Raw genomic sequence first — 25,064 nt, forward strand, 5'->3', positions numbered from 1 at the left:
ATTTGTGCCCTCTATGAAACAACTCCTCGCTATCCTCCTTACCTGCACCAGTCTCACTATCGTCTGCTGCCAGCCGAAAGCACCGTCTGCGACGCCGGCCTCAACGGCATTCAGTCTTTCGGGCGCCGACAATACGTTTCTGGATAGTCTGCAAAAGGATACATTCCGGTATTTCTGGGAAACGACAAATCCTGAAAATGGGCTGGTACCCGACCGGGCACCGTCTAATTCCTTTGCCAGCATTGCCGCCGTAGGTTTCGGCCTGACGTCGTACCTGGTGGGAGTAGAGCGCGGCTACGTGACGCGGGCACAAGCCGCCGACCGTACGCTGAAAACCCTCCGATTCTTTGCCAATGCACCGCAATCCGATAAGGCAACGGGTGTAACGGGTTACAAAGGTTTTTTCTACCATTTTCTGGATATGAAAACCGGTGAACGTTTCAAGCAGGTCGAACTATCGACTATCGACACGGCCCTGCTGCTGGGCGGTATCCTCAGCGCGCAAAGTTATTTCGACCAAACCAACGCTGTTGAAACGGAAATCCGACAGTTGGCCGACCAGATTTATGGGCGCGTCGACTGGGTCTGGTTTCAGAATAACAATGGTCCGGCGTCCCGGCCGTTTGTATCGATGGGCTGGCACCCGGAGTCGGGCTTTATCAAGAGTAACTGGACCGGCTATAACGAAGGGATGCTGCTGTATGTGCTGGCACTCGGCTCACCCACGCATGCGGTTGGTACCGACGTCTGGCCGGCCTGGACCGAGTCGTACCCCTGGGCCACGTTCTACGACCAGCCGCACGTGAATTTTGACCCGCTTTTCGGGCATCAGTACTCGCACATCTGGATTGATTTTCGGGGCATAAAAGACGAGTACATGCGGGGTCGGGGCATCGACTATTTCGAGAATTCGCGCCGGGCCACCTACGCCAATCGTGCGTATTGCGTAGCCAATCCCGGCAAATGGCAGGACTACGGCCCGACCATCTGGGGGCTGACAGCCTGCGACGGTCCCGCCGACACGCTGGTAAATGGCAGGCAGTTTTTTTCGTACCGGGCGCGGGGGGCTGCCAGTACACAGATCGTGGACGATGGCACCATTGCCCCTACGGCTGCGGGTGGGTCGATGGCGTTTGCGCCGGAGATTTGCGTACCGGCCTTACGGGCGATGAAAGCAAAATACGGATCTAAACTCTACGGTACCTATGGCTTCCGCGATGCGTTCAACCCGACGTACCGCTACCCGGCCCGTGTGGCCAATGGCTCTACGCATAATGGCTGGTTCGATGTAGATTACCTCGGCATCGACCAGGGGCCTATTTTGCTGATGGCCGAAAACATGCGTTCGGAGTTTGTCTGGAAATTGATGCAGAAAAATCCGCATATCAAACGCGGACTGATCAAAGCCGGGTTTACCGGCGGCTGGGTAGCCAGATAGCCAAAGGCAATTTTGTTTTTGAGACTGCTTTTCTAAGCAGTCTCTTTTTTTATTGGTCGGAGTAAAATCTCGCACTATCGTTTCGCAAACGTCTTGATTTACAGAGTTCAGAAACTCATTTGGATACTCTGTAACCGAACATTTAACGCAGGACGGGGTTAGTATAGGAAAAATCGCCAGGCTTCACTGATCGATTTTTTCGGTCAAATCTGTCTTCGTTATGAAACAACTTACGCATTCGCGTCGCCATTTCATGCAGCAAATGGGGGCTGCCTCGATTATACTTCCCGGACTGTCGGTCGTGGGCTTGCAGGGCTGCGGGGGGAAAAACGATAAGTCGACAGCCGAATCGGCCAGTTCGACAACCACCACAGAGGGCTCGACGCGTAAGTTGGGGATTGCATTGGTAGGCCTGGGACAGTACAGTGAAGGCCAACTGGCACCGGCGCTCGAAAAGACGACCAACTGCCGGCTAGCGGGCATCGTGACGGGCACACCCGACAAAGCCGAGAAGTGGAAATCGAAGTACAACATCCCCGATAAGAATGTCTACGATTACAAGACATTCGACAAAATCGTTGATAACCCGGATATCGACATTGTGTACGTGGTGCTGCCCAACTCCATGCATGCCGAATACACGATCCGGGCGGCTAAAGCGGGTAAGCATGTCATCTGCGAAAAGCCCATGGCAATGAATGCCGACGAATGCCAGCAGATGATCGATGCCTGTAAAAAAGCCAATCGGCAGCTATCCATCGGCTACCGGCTGCACTTCGAGCCGCATAATCAGGAAATGATGCGGCTGGGGCAGAAAGAAACGTTCGGGAAAGTCAATAGGATTGTTGCCGAGAACGGCCAGGTGCAGGACGAAAGCTCGCCCTGGCGTTTGGGCCGGGGAGTAGGCGGGGGCGGTCCCCTGCGCGATGTGGGTGTGTACTGCATACAGGGTGCCATCTACACAAAGGGCCAGATTCCCATTGCCGTTACGGCCCGGAAGCACCCGGTTACGGATATCGAAAAGTTCAGCAAGATAGAAGAGGGTATGGATTTCAGTCTGTATTTCCCTGACGGTACCGAAGCTGTCTGCAAAGCCAGCTTCAACGATAAATACAATAAACTTCGCGCCGAGGCTGCAAAAGGCTGGTTCGAGCTCTCTCCCGCCTATGCCTATTCCGGTTTGGAAGGAAAGACGAGCCAGGGAAAAATGGAAATTGAAAACGTGCCCCAACAGGCGCATCAGATGGATGCTTTTGCCAACTGTATCCTGCAAAATAAACCCACAACCGTACCCGGCGAGCTGGGCAAGCGGGATGTTCAACTGATCGAGGCCATTTTCGAAGCCGCCCGAACGAATCAGAAAGTATCGACCAAAGATGTTGTCCAGATACTGGATAAGTCGGCACTGACGGCGAAGGTTTAGTGGGCATAGGGGTTTGTGCCCACCCCACCCTCTGCCTAAACCCCTACGCCACCTGCCCACTAAACCAGCGTTACATTGGCTCCCTTAAACGCTATAAGCAGCCGTTGGAGCAGTTGGCTTTTAAGTGTCACCTCGGCATACACGCTTGTGAGCCATACCTGCACCTTAAGGTCCACACTCGTCCCGCCAATACCCGTGACGGTGACTTCGGCCGGTCTATTCTGAAGGGTTCCTTCCAGTTGACTTACTTCTTTATTGATAATCTCCTGAACGGCCTCCAGGTCGGAGTCCATGCTTACTTTCAACGTAAATTCTGTTTTCAGATAGGTGTCGCCGGAGGTCCAGTTGACTAGCCGGTTGGATAATAAGTCGCCGTTGGGGATGATTACTTCCGAGCCCTGTGGGGTAATCATCCGGCTGGAGCGGATGCCAATATCCCGAATCCGGCCTTTTTTATCGGCCAGTTCCACGTAATCACCAATCTTGAACGGTTTCTCGAAAATTAGGATAATGCCCGATACAAAGTTGCTTACGATGTTCTGCATGCCCAGGCCAATCCCTACGCTGAGGGCGCCCAGCACAACCGTGAATTTATCGACCGATATGCCGGAGGTGGCAATCGCCAGTAATACCCCGGCAATAACGATCACCAGCCGAACCAGCGCCAGCACCGAACTCAGCTGCCCAATCTCTTCGGTTTCGGTGGGGAGCTGACTCTCGCCAAACAGCAACCCGATGTTTTTCTGCAACAGACTCGACAGGTAGATGATAATCGAAAACGACAGCACATTGCTCAACGTGAACGTCAGGCTACCAAACGAACGGGGTCTGGTGAGGATGTGATGGAGTATGTTAAAAACCGTATCGGCCGCGCCGATGTTGATGAAAAAGACGATCAGCCATAACGTAACAGCTATAAAAGAAAGCCCTTTCCGGAACGATCGGCGGATGTGACTGACGTTGACCCGCGAAAAAATCCCCTCCGAACTGGTGCTCACGTTAATCTGTAAATCCAGCGCTTCCAGAATTACTTCGATAAAGGTACCCAGCGCCGTAAGCTGCATCAGTCCGATAACGGCCGTTATACCAAGCGTTTTGGCCAGACTGATGCGCCCAAGACAATTCAGGACGATGGCCAGTACCTGAAACACCATGAATAAAGTGGTAACAAACCGCACCACCCTGGCGCTGATGTGCTGGCGGGGCAACCGGCGGGCAAATACAATGCCTATGTAAAGAAAACCGATGTTCAGAGCGATCAGGCCAAGACGCATGAACAGCAGATCACCAACCAGAGCATTGGCAGTAACCAGCAGCATGTACATCGTGCCAATCAGCAACCACATCCGGAGTTCGTGCCGGGAAAGCCGCGACCTGAATTGTACGGTGAGCACCACAAACAACAGAAATTGGGTAATCTCCACGTATAATGATGGCGATTGCGGTTCGAACAGGGGCGTCAGGTTGAGCAGCACAATCAGCGAGGCCACTACCGGTACCGGTTTCAGGTAGTCGGAACGCAGCGGAGTTATCTTCTCCCGCAGCGGGGACTTTTGGGCTTTTTTGTAATTGAAGAACACCCAGGCAAAGAAAAGTCCGCACAGCATAATGAGCAGAATGCGGTTGTCCCAGGTGGCAGAAACGAAATAGGTGAAAATCTTGCTTTGCCCCTGGAAACTTGATTGAAGAAGAGCGGGCAACTCTGCCAGCGACAGAGAAGCAGGGGCTTCCCACAAATAGGGTGCTTCTTTCTGAAATGTATTTTCCGATGACTTTTGCAACCGGTCGTTGATTGCCGCTTGCAGGTTGCTAATTGTTAAATAAGTGCCTGATACATCGGCCAGTAAGCGACTAACCGTGTCCAGCTGGGCGCTGGTTCGGGTGCCCGCATCCTGCAACTGAAACTTGATACTCCTGATCTGGTCGGCATAGAGCTTCCTGTCGGTTGTGTCGGTCCCGTTTACTGTCAATAATGAATCGGTGCTCAGGGCCAGCACCTGATCCAGATTTGATTGTAAATAGTTATTCGATTTGGATAGGGTTGTACGCCAGTCGGTCAGTTTTTTCAGCCCATCATTCAGAATGAGGCTGTAGTTGACCATATTTTTGGTGTCGACTTCTTTACCATGCGCCCGCATGTCGGTGGCAATAGGAGCCAGATTTGCTTTTACATCCGCCAGCCCCGACCGTATGCGGGAAATGCCGTACTTCCGTTTGTTGGCTGCCTTGATCTGCGAAATGACAGACTGGGCTTTCTGAATCTTAAATAAGAGTGTATCCGGAATCGTTTGTGGCACCGATGTCTCTATCGTTGCAGTGGTATCCTGAGCCACGACGGGAACCGTTGCACTATGAAAAAAGATGAGTACGAGTAGTAGATTACTAAATAGCCTGATAAACATAGAATCGCAAAAGAATAGGCAGGCGAGCAGGTCAGTAAGCCAGCTGCCTTGCCAAGTGTTATCCTTCTGTTAAAACTGCCCGTTGGCGCTTATGTTAGATCGACCCGGCTCAGGCTTTGGGTTGGAACGGATTGCGTACGTTTTACCAATAGCGTCGATGAAGCTATGTCAAAACACGTATGTCATCCCGTGAATGGGTATTGAACTAGTCACTTATCAAGGAAAAAGTTTATTAAATAGTACTGTTTATTGTAATAGTGCTAAAATAGATTTATTGCATCCAAGATTGGTTTATATAATTATTGAAAAATGGTGCTTATTTTACAATGACTTTTCGCGCAAGGTGTAAGGTCTTTACATTACCTGGCTGCTTGTGCTGTTTCCTCTTCGATTACTGGCAACAATCCTTTCCATTCTGTTTTTTTTGTTCCTGCTAACGCTATGGCATCGAACGCCAACGGGCGACGATGCCCGGTTCGCCGAGCAAGCTTACTGGTTACAAAAAGACGGGATAATTCGCTCCGAGTTTTTTAGAGGTACGCTTGGTTGGGAAAATCAATTGCTTGTTAGCCATAAACTGTTTTTGCTTTTCGGCGCAGGACTGATCAAGTTATTTGGCTTTGGCCTGCCAACCGTTCAGTTTGTGGGGTTGATTCCCTTCATCATTATTCTTGCCGAAATCATAGCCTACATCCGTCAGGAAAATAAGTTGAATTCGTCTTACTTCATTTTCCTGGTTCTAATCCTGATCTTCTCAAATCGGTTATTGATCCGGTTGAGTTTTGAAAATCGCCCCGAACTGATGCTGGCGGCATTAGGCTTCGGTTCATTTTTATGTATTAAAGCCAAAAGTCATCCACTGCGCAATGCCGCGCTCGCTGGCTTACTTGCCGGCCTGGCCATGCTGTGCCATCTTAATGGGGTCATCTATTTGATTGCTGGAGCGGGTACCTATTTATACACCCGTCGAATCAAAGAAGCAGTTCTCTTTTCAATTGTCGGCGGGTTGACCCTGTCAGGATACTTCATTGACATTGTGCAGGCAAAAGATGGTTTCTCGGTCTGGTATTATCAATTTCGCCACGATCCTGCTACGCAGACTGCTTTTGGCTGGTACTCCAGGCTGGAGGTCATGCTCACTTTCCCGAGGATGTTTTTTGAATCTCCCGAACAGGCTGCCTTATCCGGACTGCTGTTATTTATGCTTTGGCACCAGCGTCAGTTCATTCAGCGGTTACCCCGCCTGATTAGCATATACCCGGTAATCCTGCTGGTTTCGTTCTGGATTATTACGAAGCATGGTTCCGGGAGCTACATGCCTCTCTTTATGCCGTTTATGCTGGTTGTTCTATATGAACTTTACCACTGCGAGCCTTTCATGAGTTGGGGATTACGAATCGTCCTGGCGGCCTATTTCATCATTGGCCTGTATGGAACCATAGAAATAATCTACAAGAATTATACCCTCGGCAATTTTCCGGTAGCCTACCAGCAACTCCGGCCCTACATTCCCGAAAACGCGACAGGACTAGTGCCGCTTACGTTTTTCTTTGACGAGTACGACCAATATCCCCACTTGTTATGTCACGAGAATTTCACCAATTATTCAACACAACATCAGGATGATTTGCCCGTCTGGGCAAATCATCACAAAGCAGATTTTATTCTTCTGGACTACGTATACAGGCCGGAAGCGTTCTACCCAAAACCGGGCACTACCACGTTGCCTTTCTACAAACTAACGTATTACGACGGCCGATTTGCCGTGTATTTGCATACACGTTAGCAGATACTAGATCAAAGGCCTTCATTCATTAACCAACGCGTTACCGCCAATAGGGCATTTCGGCCGCTGTGAACAGGAGCTTGCGGTTCGAGGATACGCTTTGCCCCGCGCCAAAGCTCAGGTCCAGTGTATAAACGGAGCGTACGCCGTTGCCGGTGTTATCGGTATTTGTAAAGATGATCTGCGCCCCATTGGGTGAAAAACGAGGGTCAAGGTCGTTGGTCCCAGCAGGTTTACCCGACGCAGACGAGCCCGACGAGGTTTGGCTGGATGATAAGCTGACGATTCCGTTTGTACTCAGGTCGAGCAGGTAAAGCCGGGCATCGAGCTGGCGACCCTGTTCATTCATGAAGTTGCTGGAGTCGGCGGAGAAAACCAGTCTGCGACCATCAATCGAAAAGGCTGGATTTCCAACCCGGGCCGACCGCTGACTATAAACCAGCTTGGACCCTGAACCATCGGGCAGGAAGGTCGTAATTTCGTTGTCATACACACCCGTGCCGGTTGTCCGGGCGGCAATCCGATTGCCCTGCGGTGTCCAGTCGCAACCGGCAAACACCCGGCCATTGGTCGCCTGGCTTACCACCCGTAACCCGGTACCATCAGTACGAACGGCATACAGGCGGTCATTGCTTGGGTAAAGCAATTGGGTACCGTCCGGCGACCAGCTGAACGACAGGTCCGTCTGGTATAAACCGGCAATGGGTACTGTAGTGACCTGACGGATATTGGTGCCGTTGGCATTCATAACATACAAGTGCAACTCGGTATTGACATTTGAGATAAATGCAAGCTGTTGCCGGTTCGGGCTGGCAATGGGCCGCCAGTTGCTGCCGTCGCGGGTGAGCTGAACGGTCTGCCCTGTTGCGCTGGCCGAAAAGATCTGGTACTGACCGTTGGTTCGGCGCGCAAAGAAGAAGCTGTAATCGGGTACTTCGCCGATCCTGAATGACCAGATCGGACCATTTACAGTATTGACTTTATCCTTCACGATCACCTGCCACAGATAGGTGGTGTTATACTCCAGAGCCGACACGTTCAGGCTGTCGACGGTGAGCCCTGTAAAGGAAGACGTAGGCGTGGCACTTCCTCCTTTAAACAACAGTACGTCATACGTGAGGCTATCCCGATTGGGGTCGGAGGCACTCCATTTGAGTGTGGCTGTCGTTGACTGGATGGTTGTATTTGTGGCAGGAGACACCAGTGTGGGCGATGTTGGCGGCCTGTTGAGCGCGGCATCTTCCGTCACTAAAATGGTCACCAGGGTAGAGGCATCGGCCGTTGCCGCAACGGTGCCGATCCCCGTTCCATAGTTGGCTTTGGCTACCTGAATGGTGTAGTTGCCCACCAGAACGCTGTCAAACCGAAAATAACCGGACGAGTCCGTTGAAATAACCCGGCTGGTAGGCGACAACGTAACGGTGGCATTTCGAACGGGTTGCTGGGTGGTGTTATAAAGAACCCGTCCCCGAACGCTGGTGAGTTGAACGGGGGTAACGAATGTTTCTTCATTGCAACTCCAGAGGCCAATCAGGGCAGCCGCCAGAATAGTTAAATAGATAAAGTATTTCATTATAAATTTTGAGATCGGTGGCTAAGTGGCAGTAGATGGACTCGTTACTTATTGGTTGCCGGTTGCTGTGGAGTGAGTGGTTTGAGTTTAGGCGGGGAGAACCGGCCAATATGAAAAACCACGCCCAGTGTTCCCCGCAGATAGTAGTCGTTACGGGTGCCAGCCACTTTGTTGTCCAGAACATCCGTAAAGGGCTGATTGTAAGACAGGGTAGTGCGAAATCCGATGACCTTGCTCGGAGAAAACTGCACGCCGGCTCCTCCCTGGGCCTGTAAATAGCTGGCTCCCTGCCACTGAAACGGCGATGCGCCACTTTGCGAAACAGCACCCGCACCCGCAAAGAGCAGGGCCGTCCAGCGTTGATAAGGTGTTAACCGATAAATCAGGTTGCCCTCCAATGAGGTGATGTTCTTCGAAAAAGCACCTTCACTGGCCAGAACGCCGGTAGCTCCGTTTACCTGCACGCCAAAGGCGGGTGTAATATGGAAGTCCAGGGAGGCACCATAGCTGCCTTTGATGGTCCGGCGCGCGTAGTCGCCATAATACCGCATGGCACCGGCATAAGCCTGTACGCTCAGAAACGGCGGGGCTATTTCGGGGCGTATGCCATACACATCCGTTTCGCTCATTACGGTCTTCTCTTTCTCGTACTCTTTAACGACGGCCTGCATGGCGGCAGCCTGGTTGTCGGCTGCGGACCACAATCCGTCCCGTACGCCCTCGATAATGAGTCCCTGAACCGCTTTTTCGATGGCTTCTGTAACGGCCAGCTGGCCCGGTTCGGTAGTGGTTAAGCCAGTTTCGGTTTCGAGGAGCCGTTTGAAAGTCACATAGCGGAACAGACTGGCGTTGACCGTTTGCGACAGAATGGTTTTGGAGGTGTATATCGTCTTGAGAATCTTTCCTGATTTGGTCGATACAGCCCGTAAATAGACCGTTACCCGATCCTGCCGGTACTGCGTTGATCCCCCGGCGCTGAAATACTGAAGGCCGCCACCACCGGTTATGATATTGGCATCGTACGAAACAACGCCCCCTTCCAGAATTATACCGGCAAACAGCAGAGGAGGCAGGTTTTCGCCCTCTTTATACTGGGCAACGCTGGAGCGGACAATCTTTCGCTCATTAAGCAGGTTGCTAACGTTCTCGCGTTCAATGGGCAAAAACCAGCCACTCTCTTCGAGGGCTTTGAGAAGTATATTGGTCGTTCCCTGGGTAACCGCGGTCGAGAAGGTAGAACCCGCTTCTATTTGTTTGTATTGGCCCGTTAAGTCCCGAAATTTATAAACGGCAGTAATGATTTTTTCTTTGGCAACGGGCAATCGGTGTAAGTCCGCCGTAACAGGTGTTTCTTCTCCCAAACGAGCGCGACGAGCCTTCGTTGGTTGAAAGAAAAAAGCGGTACACCCCGATAAAACCCCTACCAAGCCAGTCAGCAAAAAAAGCTGGATAGCTTTGGATAAAAGTACGTTCATTGTGTGAGGTAAAAAGGAAAAAGAGGAAGTAATGCAAGACTATACAGTTGTCGGGCTCAACTGCTCAACCGATCAATAATAGGGTATGGTGATAGAGGTTTCTCCGCCCTTTCCGTCAACGATCCGGACAACAACGCCACCGGAGCCATTGCTGATGTCAACCTGGTATTCCCCAAATTTATACGTACCGGGTTTAAGGGTTCCTTCCCCAAACTGAGAGCCAACCAAACTACTGGTAATGCGACTCAGTAACTGGCTCTGGAGAGACTGGGCAAATGAGTTCAGGGAGCCGGTCTGCGTGGTTCCATTCGCAGTACGGACTGTTGCCGTTGGGTCGGTGTTGCGGTCCTGCGCCTGAGCAGAACTCAACATCCACGAATAGTTAAATGTATTACCCCCGAAATTTGGATTGTTAGGATGGTATACAAACGACTGAGCCGAGGAGTAACCGGCCAGACAGATCACGAAAAGAACAGTAAATAGATGTGTTTTCATGTTGGGTTTGAGGAATGTAATTCGTTAAAATATGCCGGTTCCTTTTTGATCATCGTTTTCAAGAGATCGTTGAACTTCCTGATAATTAAGAACATATTGATTGATCACTTCGGCGGCATTGAACGCATATAGCTCAAGTACTTCCTGCCGAATCTGAACATAGTTCTGCCAAACCATCTGGTCGTTCAGCGATACGGAAATAATGCTTGTGCCAGCGCCTAAAGCGGGTAGTTCATCAATGGTAACCACAAAGGCATTAATATCCAGTTCTACGTTTGGCGTTATTTTAAGGGTAGTGTCGGCCGGGAAAATGGGTGCAATGGTTTTTGGCAGCTCGGCGTAATGGCGGAAGAACGCTTCGTAAAAATCACGACCGATTTTCGAACGGGTATTATCCAGCAACAGCGTTTCGGTGCCTTCTTCTGTAATCACGGCTTCGTCCATGGTTCCTTCTTCCAGCTTCCCTTCCAGATCGGGGTCCTGTGCCCAGCCGGCAAAACTGACCAATGTCAAACAAAGCAGTAGTATTTCCTTTAATCGTTTCATACGGTCTGGTACTTAGTACGGTTAGGGATACACGTTTGTGTTTAGCTAATTGGCTGAATTGTATTCTAATCTAGACCTTTACGGGCGTGAAAGGACTGCAAGAGTTTACTAATATATGGTAACTGTAAGATAAAAATACCAAGTCTTTTTTAATTAGTCACATATCGGCTAATTAAATGCAGGATGAATCGATTAAATGGTAGCTTAGATGTAAAGGTCTAAAATAGGTGACTTATAAGTCCTGTAGGATCAGGCACGTCGGTCAATGCGTGTGTATCGGGTGATTGCTATAAATTGTGCATTTTCTGATTTCTTAATTACACGTAAGCCGCTCTAAATGGAGCGGCTTACGTGTTTAACTGTCCTTATGAATGCGGGTGGCCTATTAAGGAGCAACACCAGTCTGAACGATAGAGGCACTATTGCCATTACCGAGCTGAGAAATGGTTAACATATTCGGCGTGCCCGACTGGGTTACGCTCAGCGTGTTCATATTTCCACTCTGAACAACAATGGCTGTCTGGTTATTATCGCTTTGAGCTATTGTTAGTGCGTTGTCATCGCCTATTTGCCGCATCGTAACCAGATTGGCGTTACCTGTCTGGGTAATGTCAATCGAGTTGCGCATGCCATACTGTGGAGGCAAAACATAGCCGCCACTGGCCAGAATCTGGTTGTTATTTCCCGTTTGAACAGTGCTGAAGGAATTGTCGCTACCACCATCGCGGAACACACCCGATTTGTTTTGGTTACCCACTTGGATGATACTAGCCGTATTTCCATTGCTGAAGTAATCCTGAATCTGAGCGTCGTTGCTCTCGCCTGTCTGAGAAATAGTACTGTTATTATTGTTTCCTATCTCCTGAATAAAGGCATTGTTCGAGATGCCGGACTGTGATATGGAGGCTATGTTGTTGTCACCGATCTGCTGAAGACCTACTGGGCCAGATCCGTTGTCATTATTACCGATAACGTTATTATCACCTAACTGAGTAACAGTTGCGAAGTTGGCGTCACCATTCTGATTTGCCAGAAAGGTATTCTCTGAACCCCCCGCTTGAGCCATTTTAATGGTGTTGGTATTACCTGTCTGGGCAATTGTGGCTACGTTAAACGTACCATATTGTGGAGGTAATATATATAAATCGGTAGCCAGAACCTTGTTGCCGTCACCGGTCTGCGTTGTTGTAAAGGTATTGTTCGAACTGTTTGACGTGTGGAACACACCTGATTTGTTGTTATTCCCAATCTGGGTTATGGTCGAGGTGTTGTTGTTCGATGAGGAGAAGTCAACCGCCTGTCCATCGTTGCCATTACCCGTTTGCGTAACAGTCGTTACGTTCATATTACCCCGCTGGTAAATGAAGCCGTTGTTATTACTTCCAACCTGGGTAATTGTGCCTTCATTGGACATTCCATACTGCTGAAGTCCACTGCTTCCAAGGCCGTTGTCGCTGTTGCCAATAGTATTACCATTGCCATTCTGGGTAATGATACCGGCGTTTGCGCTGCCGGATTGGATTGTTCCTGCACTATTACCGTTCCCCGATTGGGTTAGGGACATAGAGTTTTGGGCAAAAGAGGCTGTTGCTAATGCAAACAGCGCAAAACCTGATAAAATATACTTTTTCATGGTTTGAGAGGTAATGGTTAAAATTAAGAATTGGTAAAGGTCTTAGTGCTCCAGACGCTGTATTTCGTAGTGGTGCGGATATCTTAAAGGATTCGGTTTTAGGTCTGAATCTGTTTTGGTCAAGGTTGTGAATAGTTGAGTATACCTTCTGAAAAAAGTTAAATCAGATTGTGCTGCCAGCGAGCTGTTTTTAGCAACATAATCAAAAAATAAACTGACATTAGTGATGAGGTTTAGACGCAGTTAAAGTCAATAAGACACAAAAAAAATCGCAATAAAAAGAGTTTTAATTCATCGGTCAATCAGTTTAACTAAATCCATAAATCGCTTGTTTGCCGATGTCTTGATAAAGTTTTTTTTGATGAGTCAAAGCTAACAGCAACCTTATTAAAAATCAATATTCTTTTTCAGTGAAAAGTACAATACAGAACATGAAAATGAGTTTCTTTATAAACGATTTGATTTGAATATTGCTAATGAGTTATAAATCTCATCTTTGTGCAACTGCCTGTTTTACAGTAATTTAATGTATATATTAGGAGTTCGGTTTATTTTATTTTTATGATTTTTCTTAGAAAGAAATTAATTTAAAGTGGTGAAATAGCCGTTTTTTATAATTCTTATATTTAGCGAATGGTAGTGAATAATGTGCTTTATATTTCTAAAAAATGAATTATAAAATATTTATATACTTAAAATTAATTTTGAATAATAATTGGTGTATTTAATGATATTTGTGACAATATATTTGTTTCATTTTTCTTAAAATGTATATTAATTATATGTCTCATAGATTCAAAATTAGTGTTTTGTCGTTACATCAGCTGTAGAAGTGTTGCTTATCAACTTACATATAGGTATGTTAGTTCATGAATAATGATAAGAGGCCAAGTTTTTTCTGATTCGTATTTATATTATTCGGTCAGAGATATTAAGTGAAAATGCACATTTGCGGCCTGAATAAATTTGAAAAAATCTATTTGGACGATTGGTTTTTTTAGGCATGTTCTACTGAAAAAACAAAACGTCTTTCCATTGCAGATTTTCTCGTGCAACAGAAAGACGTTATATAATGGTGTGGTATTTTGCTGTAATTTGTTTTTAAAAAGAACGCCTATTTTTGCTTATTCTTCTTTTTTTCTTTCCTGTTACTTAAAGCTGGCCCCTGATAAACGCTTATTGTGTTGCCATCATTTGATTGGTTTATGATTGTTTCACTTGTACCTGACTGGCTGGCGTTTACCGAATTTTGCGGTCCGGTTGTATTTGGGCTGCCGCTCCCCTGATTAATAGTGACCACATTACCATTGCCCGACTGCGTAACGGTAGCCTGGTTACCAGTATTGATGGACGACTGGTTAATAACCGATGTATTTCCTGAACCCTGCTGCACAACGGTTACTTCATGAGCAGTTCCTTCCTGCGTAATGGTCGCTTTGTTCTGCGCGCCGGCCGTTGCTCCACTGAGAGCGGCAAGTCCTAGTAAAAAGAAGTTTTTCATAAGGAAGGTATCGTTTAAGCGTAAGTTAGAGGGAGCCCTGGTTTGTAAAAGCACCCTGAACGGTATAAAACTAATTGCCAGTCATACCGATGACTGCCGAATTGCCATTACCAATCTGTGCAACAGCAATGGTATGGCCATTACCAACTTCCGACAAAGTGATCATATTGTCAGAACCATTCTGCAGCAGATTGGCAATGTTATCTAGACCAATCTGTGCTACATTGACGATGTTGCCAGAGCTGCCGGCTATCTGCTCTGTGGTCAGCTTGTTGTTTGTGCCTAACTGAAGAGCCGCCGAGTTAAGGGATGCATCCAGGTTGCGAACTATATTGCCATTACCGGTCTGTGTGAACGTCGCCACGTTTAAGTCGCCGGTCTGTTGCAAACGGGCCTTGTTTGAACTGCCTTCCTGATTTATGGTTGCCGTATTGGCATTCGAGTTCGTCGAAGAGGATAAAACTCCCTGAACAATGGATGCACTATTATTCATCCCCTTGGCTTTCAGGTTTTGACTGATGCTCGCTGTATTTCCGCCCAATGATTCCTCCGGCGCAGACTGTTGCTGCGTGATTGAAGCATTGTTACCGCCATTGCTAAAAATCCCCTGGTTAATTGTTGCGGTGTTGCCTATCGAGTTAATCGATTGGGTGATAGTCGCTACATCACTAACCCCGTTTTGATTAATACTTGCCTGATTGAAGGCGCTTAAATCTTTCTGGACAACAAAGGCCTGATTCAGTGAATTGGACTGGCTGACGTTTGCCGTGTTATTGTAGCTGTTTCCCTGACCATCATTGTTTGAATCTTCACCTGCCTGACGAATATCCGCATTATTGCCTTTCCCGGTTTGGTTAACCTGTGCCGTATTGTTGTAGCTGCTAAAGGTAGTATTGCCATCCTGACTAACATAAGCCGTATGCTGACCCTCACCAGCTTGGTTGATAACTGTGGAGTTATTTTGGGCATAGTTGCTCTGGCTTACATTCGCATTGGAACCAAATTTTCCTGACTGACTAATGGTAGCGTCGTTCCCCAACCCATCGAGACCACCACTGAAGTTGTTCTGAAGAACTTTTGCAACGTTAGACCCCTGGCCGACTTGGGTTATGGTGGCCTCGTTGCCTGAGGAACTACCCAGCGCCCCTCCATTTTGTTCAACAGTTGCCTTAGCATTAGATGTGTTGCTACCTGTGTTAACACCGCCCCCTCCTCCTTGCTTTATTGTGGCAATGTTGTTGTCGGAATTAGTAGACTGGCTGATGCTTAGGGTATTATTGTTACCAAGCTGGGTGGCTGTGGCCCGGTTTTTTGTGGATGAATTATTTTGATTGACAGTTGCTGTCTGAATAGTTCCAAAGTTCTCCTGTCGTATACTGGCCTGGTTAGCAATTGAATTGTCGTTCTGATTGACCGTTATTACCTGGTTGAGTCCTCTTTGGAACGCTGTCACGACATTGCCATCTCCGCTGGAACCGGCATTGTTGTTCTTCTGATTGATCGTCGACAGGTTATTGATCCCTTCCTGCTCGATAGTGGCCGAGTTATACCTCGTTCCTAACTGATTGATGAAAGCCTGGTTTTTATCCGATGGATAGGAAGCCGGTTTCTGAATAGTTCGGGCAACGTTGCCAATGTTGGCAATGGTGCTGCTTGAGGTTTGTACAATAGCAGACACCAGGTTTTTACCCTTCTGCATGGCACTAGCAGTTTGCTGAGTACCAGATTGTGTAATTGTTGACGTATTATTTTGGGCGAAGCACGCTGCTGCCAAAGCTAGTATAGCTGTACCGGTGAGGATAATTTTTTTCATGACATGATGGGAATACAATACCTATGAAAAAACGGATATATACACTCTCTAAAAACTGGTCAGTGAGATCCCAATCTGGGGAAATGCACTTGCTTAATTCAGTTACTTTGGCGCGACAAAACGTCATTTTTTACTGATGAGTCAAAGGTATACGCAAGTTGTAAAAAAGCAATAACTGTTTTGTTTTCTAATAATTTCATTTGTATACAAATATTTGAGTTTTTATTTGTTTATTAAGCGTTCTTGATTTCAATAAATTGTAAAACAATTTATTGATTTTCAGCTATTTAGGCTTTAGTATAAAATTTCGTAATTAAGCATTTGTATTAAACTATTAGTTTGTCATTTTTATATTTTGTATAGTTAATTTCATTTTTACTGTAATTATTTAGCAAGCGGTAGCATATGCAGAGATATGATTAAAAAAATAAAGAATTAGTAATAAACAATTTATGCTGCCTGTGCGGAAGCCCGAAAAGTAAGTAAGCAGCATTCGTAAAAAGATGAGGATTTGATCCTTATTTTTCATCAAACAAATGTTAAAAAAACGTGTATGCCGGCCGCAAATTCAAGCACTTGCCTACTGGTTTTTTATACTAAAAAAGAAGTAATTAACCCATTTAATCTATATATTAAAAGTCAATAGGCTCCGCAAAAAATAAAGGGTTATAGAAAAAAACAGCCCCCTAAAATAAGGAGGCTGTTCTGCTAAAGAAAACTACCATGTTCGTTTGCTCATGACTTTATCCAGCTCGGGTCTGGTCATGGTACCTAACTCCGGGTGCTTCTTGAGCCAGTTCAGGAAATCTACTTTGATTTCGTCTGTCCACTGGCTGTCGATCTGGCCCGTGGTGTACTTACCCGACTTAACCGTTTCGAAGCCAAATTGATCCTTGCGTACCACGAACTCGGCCGTACTTACCACCTGTTCGGCCATGTGGGCCGGCACAAACAGGACGCCTTCCCGCTGGGCAATCACCAGGTCGCCGGGCATGACCATCACGTTGCCAATACGAATGGGCGCATTTAGACCCATCAGTACCATCTCTTCCAGAAAAGAGGGGTGGAAATCGCGTACAAACGCGTTGAAGCCTTTGATATTCTGTAGTTCCTGCAAGTCGCGGGCGGCTCCGTTAAAAACAACACCATTGCCGGTTTTGCTGAAGATAGCATTGCCCAAGGTGGCCCCCATCAGTGTACCACCACCAATTTTCCCAAAGCCATCAGCCACGTATACATCCCCTTTGGTTAGGGTTTCAATGGGCCAGGTGTTGGTGTTGCCCTTCCGGCCCTGTTTGCTGATGCCCCGATCCTTAATGAGCTTTTCGACATCCGGCCGACTTGGCATGTAAGCCGCCGTAACGGCCCGCCCGGTTACCGGTACATCGTTATGAATCAGTTTCCAGTTACCCTCAAACTGATTGACGTAGCCTTCGTTTTTAAGTACCGTCCAGGCGTCGTCAATGCCAATGTATTTAGCTCGTTCGAGCAGACCATCCGGAATTTTGGGCCGTCCATCCGGGAAGCGCTCCCCTTTCCATTCAGATGTTAAAAAAGTCAGTTCGTCTTTCGGTATGGTTTGGGCAAGTGAAGCGCTATTAAAGCAGAAACTCGCAACAGCCGTCAACAAAACGGCAATCCTGGGTGTCATCATTTTTATAAGTTAATGGTATAAGGTCAGACAGGATTAGCAAGGATTTCGTAAGCAACAATCCGCTTAATCCTGTCTAAAGTATAGGGACAATCAATGACCTTCTTTGGCCAGGTAACTGTCAATATCTTTCTGCGTGATGGCGAGTTTCTTGGGATACTTGCCAACCCAGGTTCTAAACTCGCCTTTGATTTTCTCTGACCAGTCGCCGTGAATTTCGCCGGATGGGTATTTCCCCTGCTGAAGAAGCACCCGTTCGAACTCGTCGCGCAGGGCGGTCATTTCCGAAGCCGATACCAGTCCCTCAACCAGGTGAGCCGGGATAAACACGGTTCCGTATTCATTGGCGAATACGGCATCGCCGGGCAGTACCGTCACGTCGCCAATGCGAATAGGCGCATTGATAGAGGTTGGCGTCATGTCTTTAATGTACGAGGGATCGTGCCCTTTTACCCAGGCATTGAACCCTTTCGTATCTTTCAACTCCTGCATGTCGCGTACCGATCCGTAAAAGATGACGCCTTTACCGGTTTTACCGTAAATAGCGTTGCCCAGGCTGGACCCGATCAGGGTGCCATCTTTAATTTTGCCGAAGCCATCCGCTACATAAATGTCTCCTTTCGTCAATATGTCGATTGGCCAGATGTTGATTCCTCCTTTTTGGGAGCGGCCTTCGGCTTTCCCCTGCGCCCGGACCAAGCTGTCGAGGTCGGGTCGCATAGGCATGAATTGAGCCGTAACGGCGCGGCCGGTCATGGTTTCGCCGGGCTTAAGGATGATCCAGTTTTTTTCGACCTGATTCCGGTATCCTTTTTTGCCCAGATAGCCCCATATCTGCTCCAGTGTACAATTGGCCAGACGCTCCATAACGATATCCGGGATCTTCGGACGGCCATCCGCCAAACGCTCGCCTTTCCAGTCGGCAGTTAAGGCTTTGACGTATTCGGGCGAAGAGCCCACGCGTTGGGCGCTGGCGGCAAGGCCACCTGAAAGGGTGATAATCGATAAGATGAAAAGTGTTCTTTTTATCATTGCTTTAATGTCGTGCTGACTATTTGGTAAGGGTTCTACAGGAAGTTTAGGGACATAAGTGGCTCTGTTACAAGGCGAGTCTCAAGGGGGCATGGTTAAATGCAGGTCTTAAGGTAATTCTCCCTAAAAAGACGATTGCATAAGTAAAATACTGGCATTTGCCTACTTATATGATAACAGGGCACTATACCTGAACAGGCTATTCGTTTACTGCTTTTTGACAGTATAGGTTGGCTCAAAACTAAAATCTGTGTTAACCAGACATAAACCCTATTGTCTTTTTTACCATGAAAAACATCTTCTCCCGATTGACATCTTCGGGAAAATCTTCCGACCGACGTGACTTTTTGCGGAATGCCGGTTTAGGTGGCCTTTCGCTTGGTTTGGCATTCGATGGTCAGCATGACCAGGAAATGGAGTTTATTACCCAGAAAGTAAGCCGCGATTCAAAGCCATCGGACTTGCGCATTACCGACATGCGGGTTGCCGTGCTGAACGGTGTGCCTTTCAGCAGTCCGATTATCCGGATCGACACCAACCAGGGTCTTGTTGGCTGGGGTGAGGTTCGGGATGGGGCCAGCGCCAATTACGCGCTGATGCTTAAAAGCCGGTTGCTGGGTAAAAACCCCTGCAACGTAGAGCAGATTTTTAAGCAGATCAAGCAGTTCGGCGGTCAGAGCCGGGCGGCAGGTGGTGTTTGTGGGGTAGAAATGGCCCTGTGGGATTTAGCTGGTAAGGCGTACAATGTGCCCGCTTACCAGTTGCTGGGCGGTAAATACCGCGACTTTATCCGGTTGTATGCCGATACGCCGGAATCCAATACCTACGAAGGCTTTGCCGAGAACATGAAGAAGCGCCGGGATCAGGGATATACGTTCCTGAAAATGGACTTCGGTATCGGTATGCTGGCCGATCAGCCCGGTATGCTCGTCAATGCCAACAACTGGAGCGTGAAGCAGCAGTGGAACGACCGGGAGTCGGGTAAGCTGGGCAACTACGCCAACACAAAACACCCGTTTACCCGTATTCAGGTTACGAAGAAAGGACTCGACCGGCTGGTTGAGCACGTGGGTAAAGTGCGGGATATTGTCGGTTACGATACGCCACTGGCTGCCGATCACTTCGGCCACTTCGATGTGAACACGGCTATCCAGATCGGTAAGGCCATGGAGCCGTTCCGCCTGGCCTGGCTGGAAGATCTGGTCCCCTGGTTCTACACCGACCAATGGAAGCAAATCACCGACGCCATTGAAACGCCAACGCTGACGGGCGAAGATATCTACCTGAAAGAAGGGTTTATCAAGCTCATTGATGCCAAAGCAATCGACATGATTCACCCGGATCTGGCCAGTTCGGGCGGCTTATTGGAAACCAAGAAAATAGGCGATTATGCCGAAGAAAAAGGGATTCCGATGGCCATGCACTTTGCCGGTTCGCCTATTTCGATGATGGCCAACGTGCACTGCGCGGCTGCCACCGAGAATTTCGTAGCCCTCGAACACCACGGAGTCGATGTGGCAGGTTGGGAGGATTTGATCACCGGCATGAGGCCTATTGTCGAAAAAGGCTTTGTCCGCGTGCCCGAAAAACCAGGCCTCGGCGTAGAGCTGAATGAAGACGTAGCCAAGAAATTCCTGAAAAAAGGAGCCACTTGGTTTGCCCCAACCGATACCTGGAATACGAAAGACTCCGCCGACCGGGAGTGGAGTTAATGTTTTCTGGCGCGGGCAAACGCCCGCGCCAGAAAATTTATACTAACAGATTCTCCAGCGCTCTGGTCAAATCATCGAACTGATACTGAAAGTCAGTCTCGTCGGCTATGCGTTTGTTGAGTACGTAATTGCCGCCCGTAACGACGATGGCCATCTCGCCGTACATCAGCTTTATAACAAAGGCCGGAATGTTGGGCAGTAAGATAGGCCGGTGCACTACCTGAGCGATAGCCCGCGTAAGGGTTTCGTTAGTAACCGGGGTAGGCGCCACGGCATTGTAAACACCCTGCCACTTCGTATTTGACAGCCCTTCAATAAACAACCGACACATATCGTCGAGGTGAATCCACGAGATATACTGCTGCCCCGACCCAATAGGCGCTCCTGCTCCCAACCGAATAGGCTGCACTAACTTGGGCAATGCTCCGCCCTCGGCCATGAGCACAACACCAATCCGGAATTTTACCGTTCGAATACCCAAAGACGCTACCTGCTCCTCCGACCGCTCCCAGGCGCGTACCACCTGAGCCAGAAAATCGGAACCACCCTGACTGTTCTCTGTGAGGGGACGGTCGTCTGTATTACCGCCGTAATACCCAATGGCCGACGCACCCACAAACGATTTGACATGATGTGAATTGGTCTTCAAGGCCTGTACCAGTAAATCCGTCGATTGCGTTCGGCTATTGAGAATGGCCTCTTTTCGTTGGTCGGTCCAGCGTTCATCGGCAATGCCCTCGCCGGCCAGGTGAATAATATGATCGGCGGTAGCGATGGCCTGCGGGTCAATGTGCCCTTTCTTTATGTCCCATTGATAGACCCTGACGTCGGGTATGGATTTGGGCGATCTGCTCAGCAAGGCCACCTGATAGCCAGCCTGTTGAAGCAATTGGGTCAGGCGACGGCCAATGGAGCCGGTACCGCCTGTGATTAAAACTGTTTCGCTCATGTGTGATTGAGTTTATTGGTGGGTGTAAGTCTATAACACACAAAACAGCCGAGTGTTCGCCGGTGTAAAACGAAGCCTAAAGGGATACTATGATGGCCAGATCAATAGCTTATTCGCTGGTAAGTCCTTATGTTTGGTTCACCCAAACCGCTTCTCAGGAGCAGACTCAACCTTAAAAACATGAACACGATCAGACAACCCCAACCGCTTCCGGGTGATTATTACGGAGTGGTGTACAAAGGCAGTCTTGTTCTGCCAGTCTTGTTTATCATTGTTTTTGCCGTAGCCCTATGGTGGTTTCTAAAGAAGCGAAGATGAATAAAAACTATTATACCAGCCACTCCTTAGGCAAGCTCAACTGCCGGGCGTAGTGTGCCGAAGCGGTAGACGTTACCCAGCCGAGCAATTTGTTGATATCATCGACAAACTCGACGTAATAGTCGGGGTCGAGTTTAGCGGCTTTCTTTACTACCTGCTCGGTTCGTTTGGCCACGTATTCGGCGGCTTTGTCGGTGCGGGAGTTGTACTTCTGAAGCAGGTGGGCGTTGTTATCGTAGAAGGTGTTGAGCATGTACAACATCAGCTCCACCTCGCCGTATTTGTCTTTAGTGACTTTTAAATGGCGGCTGATGTATCCGCTCGCCGTTCGCATATCCATCATAAGCCAGCCGGGCGTGTCGGCATGAAGCCTGGCTGTGCGGTCGATAAAATCGCGGATGAGCCCCCGCCGTTCGTCGATGGTCTTGCCCTCTTCTACCAGCTCGAACTGAAGCCGCTCGGTAAGTACGGCATCTTTGGCAATCAGGCGCAGCAGCAGTTTGTCTTTCTCCGCGCCGGGCATCCGGACAATGGCTTTCTTAAGTTCAGAATCGAGAGCTGGCATTTCTTAAGGAATAATGTAGAATGAAAAATGTAGAATGCTGGATAGAGACTGGTAAAATTATTCATTCTACACCATTCATTCTACATTCGTCATTTAAACCCCTACCGTGTCGCCCTCGTCGGTGCGAATCTTGTCTTCGATATAGGCGATGACTTCGGCGGCAATATCGACACCCGTTGCTTTTTCAATACCTTCCAGGCCGGGCGACGAGTTTACCTCCAGCACCAGCGGCCCGCGGTCGGAGGGGAGCATATCCACACCAGCCACTTTAAGGCCGAGGGCGCGGGCTGCATCAACCGCCGTCTGCTCTTCGTCGGGGGTGAGGGTTACCGTCACGGCATTGCCGCCCCGGTGAATGTTGGACCGGAATTCACCTTCAAGGCCCTGCCGTTTTATGGCCCCCACAACGCGGCCCCCTATCACAAACGCCCGAATGTCGGACCCTTTGGCTTCGGCAACGAACTCCTGCACCAGCACGTGTTTTTTCAGGCCGTAAAAAGCCTCGATGGTCGATTTGGCCGCTTTGGTCGTTTCGGCCAGCACAACCCCGATGCCCTGCGTGCCTTCCAGTAGTTTGATAACCACCGGCGGGCCACCCACCAGCTTGATCAGTTGCGTGACATCGCCGTTTTTGGGGTGATTGGCGAAGATCGTTTTGGGTAAACCAACCCCTGCTTTGGAAAGCACCTGTAAGCTGCGCAGCTTATTGCGCGAACGCATGATGGCCTGCGATTTGCCCGTTGTGAAAACGTTCATCATCTCAAACTGCCGGACAACGGCACAGCCGTAATCCGTTACGGAGGCTCCAATGCGGGGTACAATGGCATCGAAGGAATCCAGTTCCTGCCCTTCGTACAGCACCGTTGGCTTTCCGCCTTCGATCATAACCTGGCAGTTCAAATGGTTGATCAACACACCTTCATGACCACGCTGATTGGCGGCTTCCAGGAGTCGTTGAGTAGAATATAAATTCGGATTGGCCGATAAAATGGCAATTCGCATTGATTCAGTGTTCAGTTGTGTGTAAGATGTTGTTTGTAGACGAGCTTACTCGTCTTCCGAATCGATCGATGAAACGCAGGCCTGGTCTGCGTTTTTGGCTTCGTAAGACAGATTCTTCTGGGATACATCGACGATGAAGCGGTTCCGAAGGAGTTTTCGGCCCAACAGGACAGGGTTTTTGAGTTGCTCGCGGTCGGCCAGAGTAAATTCGGCCCGTATGGTACGGCCGAAGAGAACGATACGCGTTTGAATGACATACCGCAGTTCGGCCACGCCGAACGAGTTACGAATCATACGCTGGCTAAACTGGTCGCTGCGAAATTTGCGCGCGGGGAGTCCGGTCTTGTCGATCAGCCAGAAGCTTAGTTTACGTTTACCACCCGACTTGATCAGCCGGATATCTTTACAATGCAGGGCCGACGTAAATGCGCCTGTATCGACTTTAGCCTGTATATCGTAAAGCCCCAGATCCGGAAAATCGACCAGGTCTGTCATGCCAATGATCTGCTTGGGCTTGGGCGTTCGGGCTTTCATAGCAACGTCACCTGATTAACCGGCTAAAGGTAAGCGACATGTCCAGCATAATCATTTTGGCACGGGCGTTTCGTTCGAGGTGATAAGCGGCTTGGTTAAGGTCGTGAACGATACGTTCAATATGGTCGATGGTCAGTACTTTAGCGAAGTTTTTAACAAAAGCCAGTTCATCATCGGGCAGCCGCAACAGTTCAGCAGCTCCCTGCTGCCAGAGGAATAAATCGCGGTACAGCCGAATGCTGTAATCGAGTAAGCCCTTTTGCTTTTCCTTACTGAAACCATCAAACTGGTCGGCCTGTTTAACGAGGCTGATTAAATCCTGCCGGTAGCAGGTACGCATCCAGTCGGCAAACCAGATGTGCTGTCCAGGTCCGGCGTTTCCGGTTGAAACGCTATCCTGCTGGCTTAGCCGAAGGGCCTCGGCCAGATTGCCATCCGCCAGGTACGCAAACCGTCGGGCGATGGTTTCGTCGAGATTCTGGTGCTGGCGCAGATAAGTCGCCACTTCCTCATCCGTAAACGCCCGAATGGCCACCCGCTGCGTTCGCGACAGAATGGTGATCAGCAGTTTGTCGGACTGGTTGGTAACGAGCAGAAAGAGCGTTTGTGCAGGGGGCTCTTCCAGCACTTTCAGCAGGGCATTGGCGGAGGTGACGTTCATCAGCTCCGGGAGCCAGATGAGCATGATCTTGTAAGCACCTTCGTATGATTTCAGCGATAGCTTCTGCAGAATATTCCGGGCTTCTTCGGCCGAAATGTTTCCCTGTTTATTATCGGCTCCCATCGTTTCCAGCCAGTCGGGGAGAGTTCGATAGGGGGTAGCGAGCAGAAATTTACGCCAGTCGGCCAGGTAGGCTTCCGATGTTTTTCCCTTCGACAGATTCGCTACCGGAAAAACCATGTGCAAATCGGGATGCACGAGTTTCTGAATTTTTATGCACGACGCGCACCGGCCACAGGCATCGTCTGCCTGCTTGTCTTCGCAGTTGACATACTGCGCCAGCGCCAGCGCCAGCGCGAGGTTGGCGCTTCCCGTTGGACCGTCGAACAACAGGGCATGCGCGAGGTGGTTCCGTTGTACCGCCTGCAGCAGAAACTGCTTCGTTTCGTCCAGACCGATTATTTCGTTAAACAGCATAAGAGAGGGAGGAGGGGGAGGAGGGGGAGAAAAGGGGACGAGAGGGGGAAGAGATGCACGCGAGCTTTTTCCTCCCTC

The 25,064-nt window shown here is 48.9% G+C and carries 20 protein-coding genes; 5 read left to right on the forward strand and 15 right to left on the reverse strand.

What is annotated here, in order from left to right; translation table 11 throughout:
• Positions 1-13: 13 nt before the first annotated feature.
• Together ACYVJM_RS20050 and ACYVJM_RS20055 are read left to right on the forward strand one after the other, a co-directional pair.
• On the forward strand, positions 14-1,438 hold the full coding sequence (locus ACYVJM_RS20050) for a glucoamylase family protein (RefSeq protein ID WP_461150013.1): 1,425 nt from the start codon (positions 14-16) through the stop codon (positions 1,436-1,438).
• A 220-nt stretch (positions 1,439-1,658) separates the two neighbouring features.
• Positions 1,659-2,861: a Gfo/Idh/MocA family protein gene (locus ACYVJM_RS20055; protein ID WP_461150014.1), complete on the forward strand. Its 1,203-nt coding sequence runs from the start codon at positions 1,659-1,661 to the stop codon at positions 2,859-2,861.
• Positions 2,862-2,920: 59 nt separating this feature from the next.
• Here the strand turns inward: ACYVJM_RS20055 and ACYVJM_RS20060 are convergent, their stop codons facing one another.
• Positions 2,921-5,263, reverse strand: a complete 2,343-nt coding sequence (locus ACYVJM_RS20060; protein ID WP_461150015.1) for a mechanosensitive ion channel family protein — start codon at positions 5,261-5,263, stop codon at positions 2,921-2,923.
• Between the two features lie 373 nt (positions 5,264-5,636).
• On the opposite strand from ACYVJM_RS20060, the gene ACYVJM_RS20065 reads away from it, so the two are divergent.
• Positions 5,637-7,049, forward strand: coding sequence for a hypothetical protein (locus tag ACYVJM_RS20065; protein ID WP_461150016.1), 1,413 nt, complete (start codon positions 5,637-5,639; stop codon positions 7,047-7,049).
• 40 nt (positions 7,050-7,089) lie between these two features.
• Here ACYVJM_RS20065 and ACYVJM_RS20070 read toward each other — a convergent pair whose 3' ends face one another.
• From ACYVJM_RS20070 to ACYVJM_RS20110, 9 genes are all read right to left on the reverse strand, one after another.
• On the reverse strand, positions 7,090-8,622 hold the full coding sequence (locus tag ACYVJM_RS20070; protein WP_461150017.1) for a carboxypeptidase regulatory-like domain-containing protein: 1,533 nt from the start codon (positions 8,620-8,622) through the stop codon (positions 7,090-7,092).
• A 44-nt stretch (positions 8,623-8,666) separates the two neighbouring features.
• A complete protein-coding gene (locus ACYVJM_RS20075; protein ID WP_461150018.1) occupies positions 8,667-10,097 on the reverse strand; it encodes a CsgG/HfaB family protein in 1,431 nt (476 codons plus the stop codon).
• Positions 10,098-10,169: 72 nt separating this feature from the next.
• Positions 10,170-10,592 carry a curli production assembly/transport component CsgF gene (locus tag ACYVJM_RS20080; RefSeq protein WP_461150019.1) on the reverse strand — a complete coding sequence of 141 codons (423 nt, stop codon included), beginning with the start codon at positions 10,590-10,592 and terminating at the stop codon, positions 10,170-10,172.
• A gap of 24 nt (positions 10,593-10,616) precedes the next feature.
• Positions 10,617-11,138: a CsgE family curli-type amyloid fiber assembly protein gene (locus ACYVJM_RS20085; protein WP_461150020.1), complete on the reverse strand. Its 522-nt coding sequence runs from the start codon at positions 11,136-11,138 to the stop codon at positions 10,617-10,619.
• Positions 11,139-11,523: 385 nt separating this feature from the next.
• Entirely contained in the window at positions 11,524-12,771 is a 1,248-nt protein-coding gene (locus ACYVJM_RS20090; protein ID WP_461150021.1) for a hypothetical protein, read from the reverse strand.
• A 1,114-nt stretch (positions 12,772-13,885) separates the two neighbouring features.
• The gene (locus tag ACYVJM_RS20095) at positions 13,886-14,272 is read right to left on the reverse strand and encodes a hypothetical protein (protein WP_461150022.1); all 387 of its coding nucleotides are present in this window, start codon (positions 14,270-14,272) and stop codon (positions 13,886-13,888) included.
• Positions 14,273-14,342: 70 nt separating this feature from the next.
• Positions 14,343-15,971 carry a beta strand repeat-containing protein gene (locus tag ACYVJM_RS20100; protein WP_461150023.1) on the reverse strand — a complete coding sequence of 543 codons (1,629 nt, stop codon included), beginning with the start codon at positions 15,969-15,971 and terminating at the stop codon, positions 14,343-14,345.
• Between the two features lie 832 nt (positions 15,972-16,803).
• Positions 16,804-17,739, reverse strand: coding sequence for an RraA family protein (locus tag ACYVJM_RS20105; RefSeq protein ID WP_461150024.1), 936 nt, complete (start codon positions 17,737-17,739; stop codon positions 16,804-16,806).
• A 90-nt stretch (positions 17,740-17,829) separates the two neighbouring features.
• Complete coding sequence (locus ACYVJM_RS20110; RefSeq protein WP_461150025.1) at positions 17,830-18,768, reverse strand: RraA family protein; 939 nt, start codon at positions 18,766-18,768, stop codon at positions 17,830-17,832.
• Positions 18,769-19,055: 287 nt separating this feature from the next.
• On the opposite strand from ACYVJM_RS20110, the gene ACYVJM_RS20115 reads away from it, so the two are divergent.
• Complete coding sequence (locus ACYVJM_RS20115) at positions 19,056-20,480, forward strand: mandelate racemase/muconate lactonizing enzyme family protein (RefSeq protein ID WP_461150026.1); 1,425 nt, start codon at positions 19,056-19,058, stop codon at positions 20,478-20,480.
• Between the two features lie 37 nt (positions 20,481-20,517).
• Here the strand turns inward: ACYVJM_RS20115 and ACYVJM_RS20120 are convergent, their stop codons facing one another.
• Positions 20,518-21,429 (reverse strand): TIGR01777 family oxidoreductase, encoded by a 912-nt coding sequence (locus tag ACYVJM_RS20120; protein WP_461150027.1) that lies wholly within the window; start codon positions 21,427-21,429, stop codon positions 20,518-20,520.
• Between the two features lie 180 nt (positions 21,430-21,609).
• Between ACYVJM_RS20120 and ACYVJM_RS20125 the strand changes: the two genes are divergently transcribed.
• A complete protein-coding gene (locus tag ACYVJM_RS20125; RefSeq protein WP_461150028.1) occupies positions 21,610-21,747 on the forward strand; it encodes a hypothetical protein in 138 nt (45 codons plus the stop codon).
• A gap of 10 nt (positions 21,748-21,757) precedes the next feature.
• Here ACYVJM_RS20125 and ACYVJM_RS20130 read toward each other — a convergent pair whose 3' ends face one another.
• From ACYVJM_RS20130 to ACYVJM_RS20145, 4 genes are all read right to left on the reverse strand, one after another.
• Positions 21,758-22,312, reverse strand: coding sequence for a hypothetical protein (locus tag ACYVJM_RS20130; protein ID WP_461150029.1), 555 nt, complete (start codon positions 22,310-22,312; stop codon positions 21,758-21,760).
• 93 nt (positions 22,313-22,405) lie between these two features.
• Positions 22,406-23,314, reverse strand: coding sequence for a 30S ribosomal protein S6--L-glutamate ligase (gene rimK / locus ACYVJM_RS20135; RefSeq protein WP_461150030.1), 909 nt, complete (start codon positions 23,312-23,314; stop codon positions 22,406-22,408).
• Positions 23,315-23,359: 45 nt separating this feature from the next.
• Positions 23,360-23,848 (reverse strand): ATP-dependent zinc protease family protein, encoded by a 489-nt coding sequence (locus ACYVJM_RS20140; protein ID WP_461150031.1) that lies wholly within the window; start codon positions 23,846-23,848, stop codon positions 23,360-23,362.
• A gap of 7 nt (positions 23,849-23,855) precedes the next feature.
• Complete coding sequence (locus tag ACYVJM_RS20145; RefSeq protein WP_461150032.1) at positions 23,856-24,986, reverse strand: DNA polymerase III subunit; 1,131 nt, start codon at positions 24,984-24,986, stop codon at positions 23,856-23,858.
• Positions 24,987-25,064 lie beyond the last annotated feature (78 nt).

The organism is Spirosoma pulveris (assembly GCF_054781875.1).